The sequence below is a fragment of the Sphingobacterium paludis genome, from assembly GCF_004364125.1.
GTDB lineage: Bacteria > Bacteroidota > Bacteroidia > Sphingobacteriales > Sphingobacteriaceae > Sphingobacterium > Sphingobacterium paludis.
Map to the genome: position 1 here is coordinate 113,252 of NZ_SNZV01000005.1, position 22,034 is coordinate 135,285.

Annotated in this window: 24 protein-coding genes; 15 read left to right on the forward strand and 9 right to left on the reverse strand. The window is 45.2% G+C overall.

What is annotated here, in order from left to right; translation table 11 throughout:
• Nucleotides 1-1,437 (forward strand): phytoene desaturase family protein, encoded by a 1,437-nt coding sequence (locus tag B0I21_RS10760; RefSeq protein WP_133640484.1) that lies wholly within the window; start codon nt 1-3, stop codon nt 1,435-1,437.
• Between the two features lie 64 nt (nt 1,438-1,501).
• A complete protein-coding gene (locus B0I21_RS10765) occupies nt 1,502-2,752 on the forward strand; it encodes a YeiH family protein (protein ID WP_133640485.1) in 1,251 nt (416 codons plus the stop codon).
• A 19-nt stretch (nt 2,753-2,771) separates the two neighbouring features.
• Here B0I21_RS10765 and B0I21_RS10770 read toward each other — a convergent pair whose 3' ends face one another.
• The 3 genes from B0I21_RS10770 to B0I21_RS10780 form a co-directional block, all read right to left on the reverse strand.
• Nucleotides 2,772-2,990, reverse strand: a complete 219-nt coding sequence (locus B0I21_RS10770) for a hypothetical protein (RefSeq protein ID WP_133640486.1) — start codon at nt 2,988-2,990, stop codon at nt 2,772-2,774.
• A gap of 96 nt (nt 2,991-3,086) precedes the next feature.
• Complete coding sequence (locus B0I21_RS10775; protein WP_133640487.1) at nt 3,087-3,461, reverse strand: SPW repeat domain-containing protein; 375 nt, start codon at nt 3,459-3,461, stop codon at nt 3,087-3,089.
• An 87-nt stretch (nt 3,462-3,548) separates the two neighbouring features.
• On the reverse strand, nt 3,549-3,800 hold the full coding sequence (locus B0I21_RS10780) for a hypothetical protein (RefSeq protein ID WP_133640488.1): 252 nt from the start codon (nt 3,798-3,800) through the stop codon (nt 3,549-3,551).
• Between B0I21_RS10780 and B0I21_RS10785 the strand changes: the two genes are divergently transcribed.
• From B0I21_RS10785 to B0I21_RS10795, 3 genes are all read left to right on the forward strand, one after another.
• Entirely contained in the window at nt 3,781-4,896 is a 1,116-nt protein-coding gene (locus tag B0I21_RS10785; RefSeq protein WP_133640489.1) for a helix-turn-helix domain-containing protein, read from the forward strand. The genes B0I21_RS10780 and B0I21_RS10785 overlap by 20 nt on opposite strands.
• Nucleotides 4,897-5,064: 168 nt before the next feature.
• Nucleotides 5,065-5,760: a hypothetical protein gene (locus B0I21_RS10790; RefSeq protein ID WP_133640490.1), complete on the forward strand. Its 696-nt coding sequence runs from the start codon at nt 5,065-5,067 to the stop codon at nt 5,758-5,760.
• A gap of 5 nt (nt 5,761-5,765) precedes the next feature.
• Nucleotides 5,766-6,692, forward strand: a complete 927-nt coding sequence (locus B0I21_RS10795; protein WP_133640491.1) for a hypothetical protein — start codon at nt 5,766-5,768, stop codon at nt 6,690-6,692.
• Between the two features lie 89 nt (nt 6,693-6,781).
• Here B0I21_RS10795 and B0I21_RS10800 read toward each other — a convergent pair whose 3' ends face one another.
• Nucleotides 6,782-7,738 (reverse strand): TIGR03885 family FMN-dependent LLM class oxidoreductase, encoded by a 957-nt coding sequence (locus B0I21_RS10800; RefSeq protein WP_133640492.1) that lies wholly within the window; start codon nt 7,736-7,738, stop codon nt 6,782-6,784.
• Between the two features lie 155 nt (nt 7,739-7,893).
• Between B0I21_RS10800 and B0I21_RS10805 the strand changes: the two genes are divergently transcribed.
• Nucleotides 7,894-9,396: a DEAD/DEAH box helicase gene (locus tag B0I21_RS10805; RefSeq protein ID WP_133640493.1), complete on the forward strand. Its 1,503-nt coding sequence runs from the start codon at nt 7,894-7,896 to the stop codon at nt 9,394-9,396.
• Nucleotides 9,397-9,436: 40 nt separating this feature from the next.
• Nucleotides 9,437-9,706 (forward strand): hypothetical protein, encoded by a 270-nt coding sequence (locus tag B0I21_RS10810; RefSeq protein ID WP_133640494.1) that lies wholly within the window; start codon nt 9,437-9,439, stop codon nt 9,704-9,706.
• Between the two features lie 26 nt (nt 9,707-9,732).
• On the opposite strand, the gene B0I21_RS10815 is transcribed toward B0I21_RS10810, so the two are convergent.
• A complete protein-coding gene (locus tag B0I21_RS10815) occupies nt 9,733-10,206 on the reverse strand; it encodes a hypothetical protein (RefSeq protein ID WP_133640495.1) in 474 nt (157 codons plus the stop codon).
• Nucleotides 10,207-10,624: 418 nt separating this feature from the next.
• Between B0I21_RS10815 and rpsU the strand changes: the two genes are divergently transcribed.
• The 3 genes from rpsU (at nt 10,625) to B0I21_RS10830 (ending at nt 13,130) form a co-directional block, all read left to right on the forward strand.
• On the forward strand, nt 10,625-10,816 hold the full coding sequence (gene rpsU, locus B0I21_RS10820; protein WP_037502579.1) for a 30S ribosomal protein S21: 192 nt from the start codon (nt 10,625-10,627) through the stop codon (nt 10,814-10,816).
• A gap of 138 nt (nt 10,817-10,954) precedes the next feature.
• A complete protein-coding gene (locus tag B0I21_RS10825; protein ID WP_133640496.1) occupies nt 10,955-12,274 on the forward strand; it encodes an MFS transporter in 1,320 nt (439 codons plus the stop codon).
• A 19-nt stretch (nt 12,275-12,293) separates the two neighbouring features.
• Nucleotides 12,294-13,130, forward strand: coding sequence for a sulfurtransferase (locus B0I21_RS10830; RefSeq protein ID WP_133640497.1), 837 nt, complete (start codon nt 12,294-12,296; stop codon nt 13,128-13,130).
• 30 nt (nt 13,131-13,160) lie between these two features.
• Here B0I21_RS10830 and B0I21_RS10835 read toward each other — a convergent pair whose 3' ends face one another.
• From B0I21_RS10835 to B0I21_RS10850, 4 genes are read right to left on the reverse strand one after another with little or no spacing between them, the layout of a single operon-like run.
• Nucleotides 13,161-13,970, reverse strand: coding sequence for a phosphate ABC transporter ATP-binding protein (locus B0I21_RS10835; RefSeq protein WP_133640498.1), 810 nt, complete (start codon nt 13,968-13,970; stop codon nt 13,161-13,163).
• Nucleotides 13,925-14,779, reverse strand: a complete 855-nt coding sequence (locus B0I21_RS10840) for a PstA family ABC transporter permease (protein ID WP_133640499.1) — start codon at nt 14,777-14,779, stop codon at nt 13,925-13,927. Before B0I21_RS10840 ends, B0I21_RS10835 begins: the two co-directional genes overlap by 46 nt.
• Complete coding sequence (gene pstC, locus B0I21_RS10845) at nt 14,776-15,666, reverse strand: phosphate ABC transporter permease subunit PstC (protein ID WP_133640500.1); 891 nt, start codon at nt 15,664-15,666, stop codon at nt 14,776-14,778. The genes B0I21_RS10840 and pstC overlap by 4 nt, the downstream gene beginning before the upstream one ends.
• Nucleotides 15,667-15,669: 3 nt before the next feature.
• Nucleotides 15,670-16,629 (reverse strand): PstS family phosphate ABC transporter substrate-binding protein, encoded by a 960-nt coding sequence (locus B0I21_RS10850; protein WP_243836043.1) that lies wholly within the window; start codon nt 16,627-16,629, stop codon nt 15,670-15,672.
• A 177-nt stretch (nt 16,630-16,806) separates the two neighbouring features.
• Here B0I21_RS10850 and B0I21_RS10855 point away from each other — a divergent pair, with 177 nt between their 5' ends.
• The 5 genes from B0I21_RS10855 to cysD are packed head-to-tail and all read left to right on the forward strand — an operon-like array spanning nt 16,807 to nt 21,889.
• Complete coding sequence (locus tag B0I21_RS10855; protein WP_133640502.1) at nt 16,807-18,909, forward strand: HEPN domain-containing protein; 2,103 nt, start codon at nt 16,807-16,809, stop codon at nt 18,907-18,909.
• A gap of 18 nt (nt 18,910-18,927) precedes the next feature.
• Nucleotides 18,928-19,692 (forward strand): uroporphyrinogen-III C-methyltransferase, encoded by a 765-nt coding sequence (gene cobA / locus B0I21_RS10860; protein ID WP_133640503.1) that lies wholly within the window; start codon nt 18,928-18,930, stop codon nt 19,690-19,692.
• On the forward strand, nt 19,692-20,285 hold the full coding sequence (locus B0I21_RS10865; protein WP_133640504.1) for a precorrin-2 dehydrogenase/sirohydrochlorin ferrochelatase family protein: 594 nt from the start codon (nt 19,692-19,694) through the stop codon (nt 20,283-20,285). Before cobA ends, B0I21_RS10865 begins: the two co-directional genes overlap by 1 nt.
• Nucleotides 20,269-20,967, forward strand: a complete 699-nt coding sequence (locus B0I21_RS10870) for a phosphoadenylyl-sulfate reductase (RefSeq protein ID WP_133640505.1) — start codon at nt 20,269-20,271, stop codon at nt 20,965-20,967. The genes B0I21_RS10865 and B0I21_RS10870 overlap by 17 nt, the downstream gene beginning before the upstream one ends.
• 31 nt (nt 20,968-20,998) lie before the next feature.
• Nucleotides 20,999-21,889: a sulfate adenylyltransferase subunit CysD gene (gene cysD / locus B0I21_RS10875; RefSeq protein ID WP_133640506.1), complete on the forward strand. Its 891-nt coding sequence runs from the start codon at nt 20,999-21,001 to the stop codon at nt 21,887-21,889.
• Nucleotides 21,890-22,034 lie beyond the last annotated feature (145 nt).

The following is a 22,034-nucleotide window of genomic DNA, read 5'->3' on the forward strand; positions in this document are numbered from 1 at the left end:
ATGGGAATAGAAAAACAGTATGATGCAATCGTAGTAGGGGCAGGTCCTAACGGTTTGGCTGCGGCCATTACGCTTCAACGCGCCGGGAAGTCAACGCTGCTCCTCGAGGGCGCCGAAGACATCGGTGGTGGCTTGCGCACGAAGGAACTAACTTTGCCCGGCTATCGCCATGACGTTTGTTCAGCCATTCATCCCATGGCTATGGCCTCTCCTTTTTTTCGCACCTTGCCCTTAAAAGACCATGGTTTGGAATTGCTTTTTCCGGAAATAGCCGCCGCCCATCCGCTGGATGATGGAAGTGCAGGCCTGCTGTATCAAGAATGGTCCAAAACGCAAGAACACCTTGGTAAAGACGCCGGTGCTTACCGCCGACTGATACGGCCTGTCGTCGACAACTGGGAAAGCTTGGCCGATGCCACCATGGGGCCATTACGTTTTCCTAAAGATCCGCTAGGTCTAGCTTCATTTGGACTAAACGCTTTACAACCGGCATCGTGGATCGCAAAACGTTTTTCTACGGCACAGGGAAAGGCATTGTGGGGCGGTATGGCGGCGCACGGTATACAGCCGCTGAGTAACTTTACTACGGCCGCCATAGGCATCGTCTTGTCGGCCGTAGGCCACCGGTATGGATGGCCCGTACCCAAAGGCGGGTCGCAGTCCATCGCCAAAGCATTGCTCAGTTACTACAACACATTAGGTGGTGATGTGCAAACAGGCTTTTGGTTGGAGGATGTTCGTGCATTGCCCAAGCATGACGTGTTGATTCTGGATCTCACACCCAAGCAATTGCTAGCGTTAAATGGAGTAGAATGGTCGAATAGCTATAGAAGACAACTGGAACGCTTTACGTATGGCATGGGCGTGTTTAAGGTGGATTGGGCCTTAGCGGAACCAACGCCATTTAAAAATGGGCATACACGACAAGCCGGAACGGTGCATTTAGGCAATACATTTGCAGAGATTGCCGAAAACGAGTGGCGGAGCAGTAAAGGACGGCATGTTCAACAGCCGTTTGTGCTCTTCAGTCAGCCCAGTCTGTTCGACCACAGTCGATCGCCGGAAGGCAAACACGTGGGATGGGCATATTGCCATGTACCGCATGGATCAACGCAAGATATGACCGCGGCTATCGAAAGCCAAGTCGAGCGATTTGCGCCAGGCTTTAAGGATACCATCTTGGCTACACATACATTCAATACGAGAGAGCTTCAGGTGTATAACCCAAATTACATCGGCGGCGATATCAATGGCGGCTTAATGAATTTGGCGCAGTTGTACACCCGGCCGACGCTTAGCTTAACGCCCTACCGCACATCCAAGAACAACATATACATCTGTTCCTCGTCAACGCCTCCGGGAGGTGGCGTGCATGGCATGTGCGGTTTTCATGCAGCGAAGACAGCCTTGTACGACCATTTCGAAATAAAGCCATAGCGATCGATACCGAAATGCAATCAAGATAACATACACATTGTACATACGACACACCATTAAAAACATGTCTACACAAAAAATAACCCTTCCAGAAGACTGGGTCGTTGTCCTTTTAGGGCTAGGTACCATCTTCTTAAGTTTACTAGGCCTCATTGTGCCAAAACCTAATTTCAACTGGAGTAACGTTGACGAATTTCAGTCCACAGTTATCCATGCAGCTAACGTACAAGCTATAGGATTCCAATTTCTATTGGTGCTTCTTACGGCTGTTATTGGAGCATTGCTGCTTGGTAAAAGTGTACGCGCAACATTGATTGTGGTGCCTATTGTCTTTACCCTTTCGCTTTTTGCTTTGTTTCTTGCGGGGAATAGTGTTGTCAAGGAATTTAATTTGGAAGCGGTCATCTTTAGCCTAGCCATTGGTTTGCTGATCAGTAATCTATTTAAATTACCGGATTGGTTCAAGGCTGTTTTAAACGCTGAGTTTTATGTAAAGATAGGTCTAATCTTGCTGGGTACTTCCGTAATTTTTGGTGATATTTTAGAAGCTGGTGCTTTGGGTTTAATTCAAGCCTTGCTTGTTGTACTTTCCGTTTGGTATTTTGCTTTCTGGCTGTGCAAGAAGTTAAAGGTGGATAAAGAAATGTCCTTGATGTTGTCGAGCGCGGTATCTATTTGCGGAGTGTCCGCAGCTATTGCGACATCGGGTGCTATAGAAGGGGATAGTAAAAAGCTTTCCTATGTCATATCCCTTGTGCTGATCACCGCCATTCCAATGATGATTTTTATGCCCTATATCGCTGATTGGCTCGGCTTGTCACAGGCGGTCACGGGAGCTTGGCTAGGCGGCAGTATTGACACTACAGGAGCGGTCGTCGCTTCGGGTTCCTTGGTAGGCGAGGAGGCTTTGAAAATAAGCACCATTGTGAAATTTTCTCAAAACGTGTTGCTAGGCATTGCAGCATTTGCTATTAGCATCTATTGGACGTACAATAGCGCTAAGAAAGCCGAGCACGTAGAAAAACCAACATTATCCATTATCTGGAAACGCTTCCCAAAATTTGTACTTGGGTTTGTGTTTGCATCATTGTTGTTCTCTTTCGCCGTATCGGAAGATACATATGCTCAGGTAAAAGATAGTTTAAAAAGTATACAAGGCCTTTGGTTTGCGCTCGCCTTTACATCAATTGGTTTGGAAACTAATATCAAGGATCTATTTGGTCATGGGAGCAAAAAACCATTGTACGCATTTATTATTGCGCAGACGTTTAATGTGCTAATTACACTCGTCATTGCTATCGTATTATTTGGTTAAGTAGGGGCGTATACCAAAGCTACAGGGGGTACATATCACCATAATCCGTCAGGATATGATTTTCGATAGGCCAATTTGCCAAATGTGCTTTCGCCTTTTGGATAATGCCCTTTTGCAAGAGCTGCGCTATCGCAATTTTTAAATCAGTATCGGTATAAGGCGAACTCGTTAGTATGCTGCGATAGCTAACCCCGTTTCGCAAAATATTGATGATGTGGATTTCGGATGATGTGAACATAGCGAGGTATTTTAATTAATAACCATTTTTATGCAAATAAGTTTGAATAAATATACCTTCGGTACGTGTTTTTTAAAGGCTAATCATGGGCAACATTTACATACCCTTCATGGATAAGAACTCGGGTATCTTGGTACTGGTAAATAACCCTGAAAACACACTCATTCCACCCATCAACACATGCCATAACCACGTTTGTTCTGCAAATCCAAATACCCAAGGAGAAGAAAGTAGGGCAAGGCCTAACACAACATCCATAAATAAGTGAAATTTCACCGGAAGTACTTTGAGCAAACCTCCTTCGTAATTCGTGAACAAGGATTGAAGCAAAATAAAGGCTCCGGCAAAAACGAATGCATATTTTGCTTCGGCGTTATCATTAAATAACAAAATCCAAGGACCAATCAATAATATGATGGCGCTCCCATAGTCCATCACCGCATGTGCTTTCGTAGGAATAATTCTTTTCATCACGTTCGTCTTTGCTACTGAATGCTGCTCGACTAAAATGGTTCATGCCTCTGAAAGCAATACGTATTAATCTTTAGGTTTCCGTATTTACGGATAAATCTTATTATGGCTCCAGCAGGTTTGCTCTTCATATTCTAGGAGGAATTGCATAGGGCGGATGTTGTGCGTTTGGATACATACGAACAAAATAGCACGTTTCAGCCCTATTTTAGATGCAACAAGCGATGGCCGGGATACCGCATGAATCAACACGCTATAATAAAGTATAGCGATTATTCCCGTCAATACATTAAATTTATGCCCGTAGTCTCCACATTCCATGTCTGATACCCAACTCATAACCGTTTTTCATGCATTCTCCGCCGGCGGGCTGTGGGTTTTAGGTACCATGCTTTGTGCAGGTGTTAATACAGGTAATACCTCTGCGAATCGTTGTCTCGGAATATTCTTCTATATCCTAGGTGGCACTTTTACGCAACTTTTCTTTGAAGGATTTGAAACTGTAGGTAGTTTCACCATCCATCTGCTCGAATTGCCCAGATGGGCAATGCTTCCCTGCTTTTATTTCGCCGTGCGTCGCTACACGTCCCCCTCGGCGCGTAACAAATATGAACTACTACATTTCATACCGTTCTTATTTTTTCTTGCCTTTTCTTTAACCCAAATCATTCCCCATTTGTTAAACAAGAACGATACGTCACTGGCCCTACCTACGTGGTTGGGCTTTATTGCGCGGTATTTGTTTTTTGCTCAAATGGTTTATTACTGGATTTTCTGTTTTAAACTATTTTATCAACATCAAAAAAATATAAAGGAGTTAGCATCGTTTACAGAGAAAATAGATTTAAGTTGGATAAAGTATCTTCTGATTTCCGTATTGATACTGATTTCGATCCGCATAGCGAGTAGCTACGTTGCTCAAATTTCTCGATATTCACCGATACTCTATTTTATAGGCGTAATCTATTTGGCCTATGCAACCCTTACCCAAAAATCCATCTACACGACGGAGAAAAAAGAATATGCAGGTGAAAAAGACCAAGTGCCTGCAGGGAAAATAGTACACGAACGGTTGACCTTTGATCAAGTCGAAGAGCTTAAACGGGTGGTTCAACAAAGAACCGTTGATGAAAAGCTTTATCTCGATCCTGGTTTAACACTTGTCATGCTTTCCGCGAAAATAGGTATCCGTGTCCATGAACTGTCTTACGTACTGAATAATGGGCTGAAAAAAAATTTCTACCAATTTATAAACGAACTACGTGCCGAGGAAGCCAAGGTCCTCTTACTCTCTGCCGAAACTAAGCATTTAGATATGACCGGCGTGGCCATCCGGGCTGGCTTCAATTCGAAGACTACATTCTACACGACGTTTAAAAAAGCGACAAATCTTACCCCAAAGGAATACATTAAAGCAAAATCAAACCGAATTTAACCGCCATTCAATCCTTCTGTATCCACGCGAACCTCTGCGAAGCTACGACGTACTATTATTGCATCATCAATGCAACGATAAGCGATATCGGGGATCCGGCACCTACCGGTCCGAATACAACCGAGATCCGCGTATTGCTAGCACCTAGTAAACTATAAATTATACAGTATGAAAACGATGAACGCATTTCATTCCGCTATCGCTTCGAAAAGAGGGCCTGCCTTCGGGAGCATGTTATTAGCTGGCACACTTTTGTCTTGGCCATGCCACGCACAAACACATTTATCAAGTGGTATCGCTACGTCAGTAGCCATTCCCAAACACGAGACCGAACCGCTGGAAAAGTTTTCCGGGTATTACCAGCTGCCAAACAAAATTGCCTTTATTTACTTTGACATCCGTGACGGTTCGCTGGTGGCTACACAACTGTGGGACAATAAAGCATATCAGCTTATCAAGAAAGGCGAAGCAAATTTTGAAACCAGGGAGGAAGGGCACAAGGTAGAGTTTCTGCGCGACGGCGCTGGGGAATTTGCTTATGCTAAAATTTTAGGAAGGATCACAGCGGAAAAAGTACATTTTAATCCGACCGTGGTCAAACAGCTGTCGGCCACACAACTCAAAAGGTTTGAAGGCACGTATAGTTTAAAAAACAACGATGGTTTAAAAATTGATATGACATCAACAACGAATGGCTTAACGCTAAAACAGGTATGGGATAATAAAGAAATTAGCTTCACGCCTCGATCAGAGACCTTTTTTCTGAATGAAGATGGCACCTTTCCAATGTCATTTTTATCACAGGGCGGGGAGGTTTTGCAGGTCACCTGTTTCGAAGATGACGTCTGGATAAAACAAAAATAGCGCCGATGAGTGTCTGTACGATAATGTGTCGGCTTGTTATTTTGGTTGCGCTCTTTGCTTGGCTATCAATTGGGAGAGCGCAGCAAGTTGCAGACAGGAATTTCGATTATCCAATTGCTGCCCCCGTCTATGAAATAGGCAGGGGGGCGCTTATTCTTTTTGACGAGGCACATAACAATGCGTCAACCCTGCGGGGAACCTACGCTGCGTTCGCGAAACTGCTGGCCAGCGACGGTTATTCCATTCTGCCTACGTTGGATAAGATTACACCTGAGCTGCTAAAAACGACGAAGATCTATGTCACGGTAAACGCGATGTATGCTACCGAAGACTGGAATCTACCCGGACGATCTGCATTTTCGATGGATGAGATCCTTGCACTTTCCAGCTGGGTGGCCAATGGCGGAAGCCTATTTCTCGTAACGGATCATATGCCTTGCGGTGCTTCTGTGCATGAATTAGGAAAGAGTTTTGGCATAAACGTTCTGAATGGTTTTGCGCTACGGAAGGATGGTCAGCCCGAAGTATTTGCTAAACGGCGCAAGACACTTCTTGACAATGAAATCACGAACGCCGTGGGCAACAATGTAGACAGTATCATGTGCTGGGGCGGAACCGGTTTTATAGCTCCATCCCATGCCCATATCATCTCCACATTGGGAGAGGATTACAACATTTACTTTCCACATGATGTTTCGCAAATCAAACGACTAATAGCCGATACGATACCCTATGTTTCCGGTGTCGGCGTAGTAAACGGTGCGTATTTGAAATTCGGGCGCGGTAAAATAGTGGTTTTTGCTGATGGCGCCCCCTTCTCTGCACAGCTACAGGGAATAAAAAGTGAGAAACGAGGCATGAACCATACTGGAGCCCGGCAAAATGCAAAGTTGCTACTTAATAGTATACACTGGTTAGACGGCAAGCTTTAAGATCATTCTACGAATAGTGAAAAAGACAATCGCATACACTATATGTCATTATTTCTCATCCTAACTAACCGCCTTAAGCGGCTGTCAAATTAACGGACGTAAGGAAGAACCTCTCGGCCCATCATATCTATAAAAGAGTCCTGGTTTTTATTGACATTATGAAAAATAATTTTGCTAAAACCCATCTCCCGGTACTTATGTATTGCTTGGATATACGTATCGGCAGCCGTGCCTAATAACACATGCTCTTTCATGTCATCCACGCGGACGAACTGGCCAGCTTCGTCAAAAAACTTTGGCTGAGATAACTCTGCTTGGATACTGGTTCCCAACACATTATTGCGCCAACTTTCCCAAGCAAGTTTTTCAGCAATGGAGATATTTTCGGCAAACGATGTTTGGATTTTTATCGCTAGGACTCCCGTCTTATTTTTTGCGCGGAAGGCACTGACTATTTTTTTTAATGTATCCTCTGCATGGTTTATGGTAATCAGTCCTTCGGCCCATGTAGCCATCCAAGATGCTGTCCGATCGGATAGTGCCGCTCCAATCACCTGTGGCAATGCTGTAGGCAGCGTGTAAAGCTTTGCATTAGCCAACTTGATGGATCCATCAGCATTGACTTCGTCGCCGCTCCAAAGCTTACGCATAATCGACACACTTTCTGCCAGCCGCTTGTTTCGTGTATCTTTGTCTGGCCAAACATCAGCAGTGATGCTTTCATTCATAGCTTGTCCGCTACCTGCGGCAATCCATAATCTATTATCAAACATTTGATTCAACGTCGCCACCGCCTGTGCTATGATAGCCGGATGGTAGCGCGGAGCAGGAGATGTGACGATCCCAAATTCGAGCTGTACGACCTGCATAGCTGCACCTAACCAGCTCCAAGCAAATCCGCTATGCGCGTCTTTCTCGGTCCAAGGATGAAAATGATCAGATGATGTAATAAGATCAAACCCATTCTTTTCAGCACGTTGTGCACATGTTACTAAAAACTTTGGTGAAAATTGTTCGTGCGATGCGTGATAGCCAATTTTTATCATATTGTTTAAGCTGCAAATGTACAACGTGAACGATTGCCATGGGCTTTTGGTTTTGATGGAAAGGAATAGAGGGCAGCCTTCATAAAAATTCGCTATCCGATAGAACTATACTGCTCGGTGGATAGTTCCCGTAGTAATTTAATCAGCCACAGCATATGCAAAAACAAAAGCCCTATTACTACCAACAACACGATATAGATTTGTTATTTGAAAAAATGACGGGCTGTGAAGGCCGTGATTGCCGCATGTTATACCAACTGCCAACCGGCGGTGGCAAAACGGTCATATTTTCTGCTATTGCGCACAAGTATATTACGGCATACGACAAGAAGGTGCTTATCCTGACGCATCGCGCTGAGCTCTGTAAGCAAACCAGCAAAGCACTTCGGTTTAGCACCGTGGACAATAAGGTGATCGATAGTTCTGTAAAACGCATTGCACGTAAAGAGACAATTAGCTGTTACGTAGCCATGGTAGAAACATTAAAGCGACGTATCCGGGATGGCCTTTTTGACACAAGCGATATTGGTCTGGTCATTGTCGATGAAGCGCATCACAATTCCTTCCGGAAGTTACTTTCCCGATTTGAAAATGCCGCAATAATCGGTGTAACGGCAACTCCCTTATCTTCCGATGTCAATCTACCGTTGCGTAATTTTTATACCGAAATAGTGATTGGACAATCTATTTCCAAATTAATCGATGAGGGCTTCTTGGCCAGACCGGTTGTGCGGGAATACGACGTCGAATTGAACACCTTGCGCACAGGCAATACCGGCGACTTCACGATCGGTACGTCTGATGCATTGTATGGTTCTGACGCGATGATCAATCTGTTATTGGAAACCTATCGGGCACACGCGCAAAAGAAGAAGACAGTGATATTCAATAGCGGAATCATTACCTCAAAAAAGATTGCTGAGCGTTTTCAAACAGCGGGTTATGCGATTAAGCATTTGGATAATAAAACTGCAGCGGGCGAACGTGCTGAAATCCTTCGCTGGTTTAAAAAGACGAAAGGTGCCATCCTTACGTCAGTGTCCATATTGACCGTTGGGTTTGACGAACCAACTATCCAAACCGTAATTTTGAATAGAGCGACTACGTCTATCACGCTTTACCATCAAATGATAGGTCGTGGAGCAAGACGATTACCTAATAAAAAGACGTTTCAAATCATTGATTTGGGGAATAACACAGAGCGCTTTGGCGCATGGGATAAAGCTATCGATTGGCAGGAAGTCTTTACGCATCCCGAGCGTTATGTGGGGCAGATAAAAGAGTCTGTCTCGGATATCCGACAGATATCCCCAGAACTTCGAGCGCAGTTCCCGGCAAGTTTGGAAGTAACCTTCGATATATTCTCCGCATATAAAGAGACGTTGGAGAAAGGAGAGAAGGTCAAAAATGTGATTCGGGATTCAATCAGGCAGCACGCGAAGATGTGCACCGAAAATGCACAAACGATAACGGAAGCTATTGCGCTGACCGATCTTTTGGACAAAGAGATTGATTTGCGTGTCAAGGATTACGTGAAGTGCCTGGGTAACGTGACACGAGCGTATAGCAAATGGTTGACAGCAGACTACAAAGAACGGCTGAAGAAGATCATTACTCGCTATATGTATGGACAGCGTACTTTACCGACGGCCGTATAAGGAATTACAGCACACACAACTTTTAAAAAAAAATTCAATTATGAGCGCCTATAAATTTCGAAAAGAAGATTTTGACCTGCTCGAAGAGCTATATGTATATGCCACACCAATCGAACAGACTGGACGTATAGCGACATACGAGCTTGTCGATACTGAAAACACCATTTACAAAGAAATAGCGATAGAAGACAGCGTCATATTGACCGGCGTATTAACACTTGTATCCACACATCCTTTTGACGGCCAAGCCGTCGTGCTCGAAGAAGAAGATGACGCCATACAAACGCCGACTGAGACCCTACTGGAATAGCCATAGTCTATTTACCTATGGGTGTTCTAGAGGAGCAAACGCAGCAGAGGGATCATGCTTTCGATCTTTACCTCGCCTTCGAAAGTTTGCTTAAAGGCTTCCCGTAACTCTACCTTGATCGGCACGCCCTTTTTGATATCACTGATCAGTAGACCTCGGCCATACTTGATCGAAAAGAAAAAGAAGAAAGCGGTGTCTTGAATGTCAAGCGGAATGGCGTAATAGGAGTCGTCAAGCAAGTAGGCCTCGGCAATATCGAATGATACCGGTTTATCCATTCCAGCTCCATTAAGCGAATAGATGCTACCTTGCGGGCCACTATGGATCGCTATCGTTACCCAGTTTTTGGATACTTTCTGATTGGAAAAGTAGAGGGATATATTATCTTTACTTTTAAACGCCACTTTCTTTTGCGCCAATAGCGGATGACCTAAGCAGAACAACAATGAAAAAACCGTGAGAATAATTTTAAAACGTAAATTGTGCCGGCGTAACTTCATGAGCAATGTATTATTTTCGGCTAAAGGTAGAAAAAAATGAGCTGCTGCGACGGACATCCGTTCGTTCGCCAACGATCAATTGGTTCCATTTGTTGTTGCCGACGAGTATCCGAGGCTTTAGCATGCTGAGGTACAGTAGTTTTATTGATGCAGGAATTTTTTAGGTAAAAAAAATATTGTAGTCATGCGTTGACAGCGTTTGCTATCGTAGCGGTTTATCAAAATCAGCGGCAGTCAATCTAAACAAAAACGACTCGACGAAAATGTTGGACGAGAAAATTAGGCGTGGTTGTGGTGCTTGTCACCTTCTATTCACGCGAGCAGATAATTTCAATTCTACACTTTGATTTGTCAATAATATCCTTATCTTTGCAGTCACAAAAAACTAAAAGGGCACGAAAGGAGGTATATACAGCACATGATTATCGTAAATGTAAAAGAAGGAGAATCTCTAGATAGAGCGTTAAAACGTTTCAAGAAGAAATTTGAAAAAACTGGCGTATTGCGCGAACTACGTTCACGTCAAGCATACGAAAAGAGATCAGTTACTCGTCGTACCCAAGTTAAAAAAGCAATCTACAAACAGTCATTAAACCAAGACAACGGTTAATTTCGGTTTATTCGATATAGCGAGAGGACTAGCAATAGTCCTCTTTTTTTTGTTTTATGATTAACGACCATCTGTCGAATGCTGCCGCTTTTCATCGCGAGAACATATTTTTTACTGTATATTTATCCACAGCAGCACATGGAAAATATACAACACGTACACGAGGAATCCACCACGACGAGGCTCCGAGCTATCGTAAGTGGTTCGATAGGCAATTTGGTAGAATGGTATGACTGGTATGCATACTCCGCATTTTCCATCTATTTCGCACCGATTTTTTTCCCGGACAGCAATCCGACTGCACAGTTGTTAAATACGGCCGGCATATTCGCCGTCGGTTTTTTGATGCGCCCTATAGGTGGATGGCTTTTCGGTAGCCTGGCGGATAGAGCGGGTCGAAAATTTTCTATGACTCTTTCGGTATTACTGATGTCTTTTGGTTCGCTGTTGATCGCGCTAACCCCCTCGTATCAGTCCATAGGTCTGGTTGCTCCAATTTTGCTATTGCTTGCTCGTTTGCTACAAGGCCTAAGCGTTGGCGGGGAGTATGGCACCTCCGCAACGTATCTTAGTGAGATGGCGACCTCGGATAAACGAGGTTTTTACTCGAGCTTTCAATACGTGACGCTTATTGGTGGACAATTGATTGCTTTGGGAATTCAGTTGATTATGCAGAAGCTCCTGCTCAGTGAAGCGCAGATGAGCGAGTGGGGATGGCGGCTTCCGTTTTTCATTGGTGCTGCACTATCGTTGGTAGCCTTATACCTACGCAGCCATATGGCTGAAACAAAAGCTTTTCAGTCCAGCGCGGATACCGCCAAGCAAAGCGTTAAAAAGCGGAGTGGATCTATAGCTGAATTGTTAAAGCATCCAAAGGCCTTGATCACCGTGTTTGGTCTCACCTTAGGTGGAACGGTAGCCTTTTACACCTATTCCACCTACATGCAAAAATACCTGATAAACAGCGTGGGCTTTTCTAAAGAGCAGTCTACCGTTATCACCTTTACCTCCCTGTTGCTGTTTGCCGTGTTGCAGCCTTTGTTTGGGCTACTTTCTGATAGGATAGGCAGAAAGCCATTGCTTATCGGTTTTGGTGTATTCGGCACGCTGTTTACCGTACCCATGCTGACTAAGCTTGGCCAGCTGGACAGTGCTACAGACAGCTGGCTGGCCTTCTTCATTCTGATGGCAGCCTTGATCATCGTGAGTGGCTATACCGCAATTAATGCTGTGGTCAAGGCGGAGCTTTTTCCGACGAATATACGTGCATTAGGTGTGGGATTGCCTTATTCGCTTACTGTAGCCATTTTCGGTGGCACCTGTGAGTATGTAGCGCTATGGTTTAAACATATCGATCAGGAGCAGCTGTTCTTTTACTACGTCACTGGATGTATATTTGTATCGCTACTGGTTTATCTCTTTATGAAAGATACCAGAAAGGCGTCGTCATTTCACTAGACTTTATACCAAAATTACTATGGAACCTATTATCAGCGTAAGTAAACTTCAAGCAATAGACGTTAATCCATCGTTCGTTTTAGTCGACGCTACATCGGGCATAGATGCGAAAACAAACTATCTCATAAGCCATTTACTCGGGGCAAGATTTGTTGATCTTAACGAAGACTTATCCGCGTTGGAAGATCCGAAACATGGCGGACGACATCCGCTTCCTTCTACTACGCATTTTTCGAAAACGCTCAGCAAACTCGGAATAGATGCCAGCAGTCATGTTGTGGTGTATGACCGATTGAATGGAGCTAACGCGGCAGCACGTTTTTGGTGGATGGCGAAAGCTGCTGGGATAGCCAACGTGCAAGTTTTAGATGGGGGATACCAGGCGGCAGAGGCTGCAGGCTATCCAATAGAGGCAGGTAAAAAGCCGCATCCTGATCCTTCCAATTTTCAATTTGATAGTTGGCTCTTGCCGACGCGTCAGCTTCAGGAAGTCGACCGGCTAACGAGTGAGCCAGAATCGCTTATTATCGATGTGCGCGAGGCAGCACGCTATCAGGGAATAACCGAACCTTTGGATGGGATAGCCGGCCACATACCGAGCGCGGTGAATATTCCATTCCATAATAATTTGGATAAAGATGGTTTTTTCAAGACCCCCGAGGCGCTAAAACGCGTTTATGACGACTATCTGCACGGTAAAAAGGTAGAAAACGTGCTAGTACATTGCGGATCGGGCGTCACGGCCTGCCACAGCTTGTTGGCATTAGCGCACGCAGGCTATTCCTTACCGAGCCTTTATGTAGGTTCATGGAGCGAATGGTCTCGAAATGAAAAGCCTATAGCAACCGGAGAATAGCGAAAGCGCTGGGCAATGCAGGGGTAGCGCCTAGCTAATAAAGCCTTTTACATATTGGCGCGTAATTTCATGTTGTGGATTGAGCAAGATGTCTTCTGTCCGGCCAAATTCTACAGCTTCTCCATTGTAAACAAACAGGATGTAATCGGAAACGCGACGCGCCTGTCTAAGAATATGTGTCACCAAAACAATAGTGTAATCTTTCTTCAGTTCGATGAGCAGGTTTTCGATCGTTTGTGTAGAAAGCGGGTCTAGTGCCGAAGTAGACTCATCGCCGAGGATGATCTCTGGCTTTACAGCCAGTCCACGAGCCAAACAAAGCCGCTGCTGCTGACCAATAGAAAGGCGCGTGGCTGAAGCATCAAGACGATCTTTCACCTCTTCCCACAGGCCTACGTTACGGAGTTGGGTTTCCACTATCTGCTTAAGCACTTTCTTATCGCGCTCGCCATGGATGCGCGGACCGTATGCGACATTATCAAAAATAGACATCGGAAGGGGAAAAGGCTTCTGTGACAATAGGCCCATTTTCTTCCGGATATGTGTTACTTCGGCATCCTTTGCGTAGATATCTTCGCCATTTACCAGTACAGAACCACTAACTTCTACACCTTTTGTATCGTCTACCAAACGGTTCAACGTCTTCAAAAGGGTGGTTTTGCCGCAACCGGATGGCCCAATGATCGATGTAATCGAGTTGTTGGGAACCGAAAGGTTGATGTCTTTCAGGATACGCTTACCCTCGATGGTGACATTCAAATCCTTGATCTGTATATGTGGCGGCGACAAAGCGATTAGATCTTGTGCTTCTGCTGTTTGGATGCTAGTAGATGCGTGCATATAACGATGGTTAAAATGATAAAAGTTAAAACTAATGCTGATGCGTAGGCTCGACCCTGCACTTCAGGAATCGGGCTACTCAACTGAAAAAAGATAGCTAGCGGGAGCGTTGCCGCCGGCTCATCAATATATTTAGGCAAGTTGTCACTAAAGCCGGTTGTAAGCAAAACGCCCGCAACATCGCCAATAGCCCGGCCGAAGGCAAGAAGCACGGCGGTGAAGATGCCCGGTTTGATATAACGTAAAAACATTTTTGCCGTTTCCCAACGGGTACTGCCTAGGGAAAAGGTGACGTGCTTTAAATCGATTGGAATGGTTTTTAATAGCTCATCTATGGTCCGCACGACAATGGGTATCGTTAGCAGTGTGATGGTGATAATCCCGCCCAGAAGAGAGGCGCGAATTCCTATCCACACCATAATACTGAACGCAATGGCGCCATAGACAATGGACGGAATGCCGAATAAAACATCAAATAATAATTTGCAAGCGCGCTCCAAAAAGGAGCCACTTTTCACATACATATGCACGTAAATGGAAATAGGAATTCCGATTAAGGTTGCCAATGCCGTGGAAACGGTGGCGAGATAAAGCGAACCCAAAATTGCATTGAATATACCACCATCCTTACCAATATAGAAGCCCCCTTGCGGCGTTTGCGAGATCATCTCCCAGGAAAGGTAGGGCAGACCTTTGTATAAAATGGTGCCGACAATAAAAAACAAGCACCCTGTAATCAGCATGCCTGATAACTGCATAGCCGCTTTCGCCAGTTTTTCCTTGAACAGTCTCTTCTTCACATTACTCATTGTGCTTTCTCCTCCAATCTGTTTAAAATGATGCGTGAGATTAAATTAAATCCTAAAATCAGAACGAATAGTAATAATGCTGCAAACATCAATGCCGAATCATACAGTGGTATGGACATCATTTCCCCAAAGTTGTTCGCGATAAGGGCTGGCAGCGGATAACCCGCATCGAAGAGCGACTTCGGAAGCTGCGGAATGTTTCCGCAGACCATCAGTACGGCTATCGTTTCGCCAAAAGCACGTGAGACGCCCAGCACTATAGCTGCAATAATACCCGGCTTTGCCTTTATCAAAATCACTTTGGTAATCGTTTCCCATTTCGTAGCGCCCAATGACAAAGACGCCGCCTTCAGCTCTTGCGGAATGGTTTGTAACACTTCGACCATAATGCTGATCATAATAGGGAAAATCATGACCGCCAGCACAATGCCACCAGCAAACACCGTATAGCCGGTGGTATCCACTCCAAATACAGGTGCTATATATTCGCTCAGTATCGGAACGACGAAAAGCACGCCCCATACCCCGTAAAGCACAGGCGGAATCGCGGCCAGCACATTCATTAAGGGCAATACCAGGCGCCGAAGTGTCTCGCTGGCATATTCCACAAGGTAAACAGACGCTAATACACAAAGGGGTACAGCAATGACTAACGATACCATCGTGACCCAGACGGTGCCCATAATAAACGGTAAGAAACCAAAATCGCCTTTCATCGGTGACCATACACTGCCCGACAAAATGTTAAAAAGATGCTCCGCTTTTAGCAGCGGCACCGATTTGGTAACGAGTCCCACCAAAATCAACAAGATGACCACGATGGACAAAATCAATAGCAGCGCAAAACTCCGCTGAGCCAATTTATCTTTAATCAATCTCCAGTTCACAGGCTACAATTTATTGAGTTCAATTTGCTTAAGTTCGTCGTTTAAGGGCACATAGCCATTGTCTAGCAGGTATCCCTGTTGCTGCTTATCCAGCACAAAGCGGATAAATTCCGCAAGAAGCTTAGTCTTCTTATCCTTATGGATAACGAAGGTTAAGTCTCTGGCTGGCGGCGATGGGTACCGATTCGTTGCAACGGCCGAGGTAAGCGAATCGAGGTTGTCATAAAAATTTTCGTTTGCATCGACTTGTCCATTGCCATTTACATCAATAGGTAATACGGCTAAGCCCGATGCCGTTTTCTTGGTTTTCAAATCAAAAACGTAGTTAATGTTGTTAAATCCCAAAGCAAGCGGTTTGTCTTTTATCGCCTGTGCTAAGCCCGGGTCGCCGAAAATACCAATACCCTTCAGGCCTTCTTGTCTTTCACCTAAAAATTTCGCCCAGGTTTCCGCAGCGCCGGCAGCGTCGGATCGCACGTAAACTTCGATAGGCTCGCGCACCAATCGTGGATCAATATCGCTCCATAGCCGATATTTATTTTTCACGAACACCCCAATCAGTTCCTGTTGTGACAAGCCGCGCTGCATGAGCAGTCCATGGTTCGGATGATTGGCATTAAACGTGCCGACCACGGCATCCTTCGCCACATTGACCGGAAAAGCGCCACGTGACAATTCTTGTGGATGCAGATCGCGTGAGACCAAGCCTATATCCACCATGTTGGACAGCACATCCGATATACCTTTCCCTGCGCCACCTGCCGAGATATTGAAACGTACGTTAGGGTGAACTTTTTTAAAATCCTCACTCCATAATACGACGATGGGATACAGCGCAAACGCACCTGATATAGAAATCGTGCCCACAAAACCCTTCTCTTCATCGTATCCCTCTTTCACTTTCGGTGCGCAAGACACCGTTATCAATAACAGCAGGATACTATGTATTACATATTTACGCACAGGCACAAATTATTTTTAGTCTGACAAATCTGATTATTTTTACAAATATATACTAAATTGATAGATATTATATGACAACTAGATAAATATTTTATAACTTTGTAGGGAGCTTGTTGAAAAGAACGTAGTAATATCTACTGTCAATTAGCAAAGTCTTAAAAGAGAAGAGAAGATCGTATGCAAAGTTTTCGTACAGAATTAGAGAATCCAGTTGTAGAACAAGAGATAATAGAACTGGAAAAAAAAATAAGAGAATTTCAGGGGGGTGAAATTCCCGAGGAAAAATTTCGTTCCCTGCGGTTAGCACGTGGTGTCTACGGACAACGGCAGAGCGGTGTGCAGATGGTGCGCATCAAGCTGCCTTTCGGGCGTATAACCTTTAAGCAAATGCTCAAGATCGCGGCCATATCTGATGAATATGCCAGCAAAAATTTACATTTAACGACGCGCCAAGATATCCAAATTCATTACGTGAGTTTAAATAAAACGCCAGAGGTTTGGGCGAAGCTCGCTGAAGACGATATGACACTGCGCGAGGCCTGTGGAAACACCGTGCGTAACGTAACAGCATCGCCGGCAGCAGGCATCGATCCTGATGAACCCTTTGACGTGTCGCCTTATGCGCAAAGCACATTTGCTTATTTTCTTCGAAATCCGTTTTGTGCAGAGATGGGCCGTAAGTTTAAGATGTCTTTCTCGTCGAGTGATAAGGATACCGCATTCTCCTATATCCACGATTTTGGTTTTATTCCAAAAGTAAAAATCGTGGATGGACAAGAAGTTCGAGGATTCAAAGTGATGCTAGGCGGTGGCTTAGGTTCACAACCCGTTCTTGCTAATGAAATTTTTGATTTCTTGCCTGAGGACGATGTTTTGCCTTACATCGAATCCACGCTACGTGTATTTGATCGGTATGGCGAGCGCAATAACCGGAACAAAGCGCGTTTCAAATATCTTGTACAAAAGCTGGGGCTTGAAGAAGTGCTACGGCTGATTGATGAAGAACGTACAGCAAATAAAATTAAGAGCTTTCAGGTGGATCGGGCGTTGATTTCGCAACCGGAACCTCCCACGGGTGATGTTACGCCTGTAGAACCTGTCGATCCGCGAGCTTACGAACTTTGGAAAGCGACCAATATATTCGAACAGAAGCAAAAAGGATATTACGGTGTATATGTGAAGGTATTGACGGGAGACATCCCGACAGACAAAGCGCGTACGCTCGTAGCAGGGGTAGAAGGCCATATCGCAGATGATATCCGCATCACGCAAGATCAAAACTTGCTATTCAAGTATGTGCGTGCAGAATCATTACCGCACATCTTTAATCTGCTGACGGCGCTGGGCTATGCAAAGCCGGGTTATAATAGCACATCGGACGTAACGACCTGCCCTGGCACGGATACCTGTAACTTGGGTATATCCAACTCGACGGAGATGGCACGTGTGCTGGAGCGCTATATTCACGAGTTTCACGAAGACTTTATTTACGAACAAGATCTGAAGATCAAAATCTCCGGCTGTATGAACTCTTGCGGTCAACATGGGCTTGCCCATATAGGCTTTCACGGAAGCTCCGTAAAAGCCGAGGGCAAAGTCGTTCCAGCAGCGCAGGTGATGCTCGGCGGAGGAACCGTAGGGAACGGTGTCGGCCGTGTCGCAGAGCGCGTCATTAAAGTACCTACAAAACGCGTTTTACAGGTGGTGGATGTGATTTTATCTGATTATAAAACCAATCGGCTCGCGGAAGAAAATTTTCACGGATACTACGATCGGCAGACCAAAGATTATTTCTACAAGTTGTTGAAGCCTTTGGCAGATCTCAGTACACTTTCACCTGATGAATTTATCGATTGGGGTCACGAAGAAACCTTCGCAACAGCTATTGGTGTGGGCGAATGTGCCGGCGTGGTGATTGACCTCGTAGCGACCTTACTGCTTGAAGCAGAGGAGAAACTTGCACTTGCCAATAAGGCATTGGAAGAAGAGCAATACGCTGATGCTATCTACCATGCATACGCCTCGTTCGTATGGACGGCAAAAGCACTGTTGCTTGATAAGGGCGTCAACGCGAGCACGCAAGCCGCTGTTATCCAAGAATTCGATAAGCACTATGTAGAAGGCGGAATTTTCGAATTTTCGACTACATTTGCTGAGCGGGTATTACAGATCAATAAATATGAGCCTTCGCAGGAGTTTGCAGAACTGTTCATCAAACAGTCTACAGCATTTCATTACGAAGGAGCAGCAAGACGAGAAGAGCTGCGCGTTACTACTTAAAGAGAGAAGGAGAGAAAAATGCAGATTAAACCATTTATAACGCTTGTGGGAGCAGGGCCAGGGGATCCTGATTTGATTACGCTGAAAGGAATCAAAGCGATTCGTGAAGCGGACGTGATCTTGTATGACGCCCTGGTTAACGAAGAGATTCTTGACTATGCAAAACCTACATGCACAAAAATATATGTTGGTAAACGCGCGGAGCGCATATCTACATCACAAGACTATATCAATAAATTATTGGTTGACTATGCCCTTACACATGGCCATGTCGTCCGACTAAAGGGGGGCGACCCATTTGTATTTGGCAGGGGGGGCGAAGAGCTGGATTATGCGCGGCAGTTTGACATCCCGACCGCTGTGGTTCCCGGTATTTCCTCTTCGGTAGGGTTAACTGGTTTGCAGCAGATACCGTTGACATATCGCGGGCTTAGCGAAAGCTTCTGGGTGATCACCGGATCGACATCAGACGGAAAACTATCCTCGGATCTGGAGACGGCAATGGAAAGCACCGCTACGGTAGTCTTGCTGATGGGCTACGCCAAGCTTGCGCAAGTGGTGGCTCTTTATACAAGCAAAGGGAAAGGCGATCTGCCTATTGCATTGATCCAAAACGGCTCGCTTCCTACGGAAAAGGTAGTTTTGGGACGTATTAACAACATACTCGAGCAAGCACAAGAAAACAAAATTGGTGTTCCGGCTATTATCGTCATAGGAGAGGTCGTTGCGAAACATCAGGCATTTGATCAACTCAAGGTAGAACTCAAAGCGATAGCCCAGTAATGAACGAACTTTTCCCCATTTATGTCAAGCTTGACCAGATCAGGACCTTGCTTGTGGGTGGCGGCCCTGTCGGTTTAGAAAAGTTAGAAGCTATTCTTGCCAATTCGCCGCGCGCTCAGGTTCACCTTGTTGCCGAGCGTATTGATGCACAGGTACAGGAGCTTGTTGCTGGCTCGGCCGGCCTATCGGCTTCCGAGCGTGCTTTCCGTGATGCAGACGTGAATGGGGTAGATCTAATCATTTTAGCAACAAACAACCCAACGCTCAATGCGCACATTCGGGAGTTGGCACGCGCGAAAAATATATTATTAAATGTGGCGGATAAACCGAGCCTATGCGACTTCTACCTAGGATCGGTGGTGCGTAAGGGCGACCTGAAAATCGGCATTTCCACCAACGGCAAATCGCCTACGATTGCGAAACGTTTAAAGGAGTTTTTCGATGACCTACTGCCTGATGAGATTGACGAGACGCTAACCCTGATGAGTAACCTACGTAATAACCTAAAGGGAGATTTTCAGGAAAAGGTGCGTCTATTGAACGAACATACACAGGATTTTTTTACAAGGGAGGCTTATGATAGAAAAGATTAAGCATGATATTGAAGGCCTAGGTGCGCTAGATATCATCCGGTATATTGAACAAAAATTTGGCGCCACGGCTGTCTTTTCCACATCCTTCGGGATCGAAGATCAAGTGGTGACACATCTCCTCGCGGAGGCAGACAGCAAGGCCTCGATCTTTACCTTGGAAACGGGCAGACTATTCCCGGAGACGTATTATGTATGGAACCGGACCTTGGAAAAATATAAACTGCCCATAAAAGCATACTATCCCAATACGCAAGCCGTGGAAAACCTCCTGAGCACAAAAGGCCCGTCGAGCTTCTATGAGTCGGTAGCGAACAGAAAGGAGTGCTGCTACATCCGGAAAATTGAACCGCTTCATCGCGCAATAAACGGGTTCGAGGTTTGGATTACCGGTATTCGTGCCGAGCAATCGGCAAACCGTGAAGGCATGTCGGCCGTGGAATGGGATGCCGCGAACAATATCATTAAGATACACCCGATTTTTGACTGGACACTGGCTGAGGTGGAGCTGTTTTTGAAAAACAATAGCGTTCCCTACAATCCCTTGCACGACAAGGGTTTCCCCAGCATTGGCTGTCAGCCCTGTACGCGCGCCGTACAACCCGGCGAAGACTTTCGTGCCGGTCGCTGGTGGTGGGAAGATACCAGCAAAAAAGAATGTGGTTTACATATAACAACGAAATAAAGAGAGAGTTACAACGAAACAAAGAGAGAGAATGGATTATTTAGATCATTTAGAAGCGGAAGCCATCTATATCTTACGCGAAGTAGCTGGCCAATTTGAGCATCCTGCGCTGCTGTTTTCGGGAGGGAAAGATTCGATTACGCTGGTGCACCTATCTATGAAAGCTTTTCGTCCGGGGAAGTTTCCGTTTCCTTTGGTACATATCGATACGGGGCATAATTTTCCCGAGACCATAGCCTACCGCGACTGGTTGATCGAGCAAACAGGCGAGAAGCTCATCGTCGGACTTGTTCAAGATAGCATTGATCAAGGTAAGGTGGTTGAACAAAAAGGAAAAAACGCCAGTAGAAATGCACTCCAAACAGTGACCTTACTCGATACGATTGAAAAACATGGTTTTGATGCCTGTATCGGTGGGGCCCGCCGCGATGAAGAAAAAGCACGCGCAAAAGAACGAATATTTTCTGTTCGCGATGAGTTTGGGCAGTGGGATCCGAAGCGTCAACGTCCGGAGCTGTGGAACATCTTCAATGGTAAAATCCATAAAGGCGAAAATGTACGCATATTCCCCATCTCCAATTGGACAGAGCTGGATGTATGGAATTATATCAAACGCGAGAAGATAGCGCTACCCACCATCTATTTTAGCCATGATCGGGACGTTGTTTTTCGCAACGGACAGTGGATGGCAGCTGCACCATTCCTTCAGATAGATGATGAGGATATTGTAGCGCATAAATCGGTGCGGTTCAGAACAGTAGGCGATATGACCTGCACTGCCGCAGTAGATTCAACCGCTGTAGCATTGGATGATATCATTGAAGAAATCAAGGCATCAACAGTAAGCGAACGTGGCGCACGGATGGATGACAAAGTATCTGAAGCCGCTATGGAAGAGCGTAAAAAACAGGGATATTTTTAATAGTAGTACTTAGTAAGTAGTATGTAGTACTTAGACACAGGCGGTCGAGATCTTTATGCTAATGATTGACGGAACAAATCCTATCGAGATATGAATCATATTTACAGATTTTTAGTCATCTGTGTTTCATTAAAAGATTCCATCA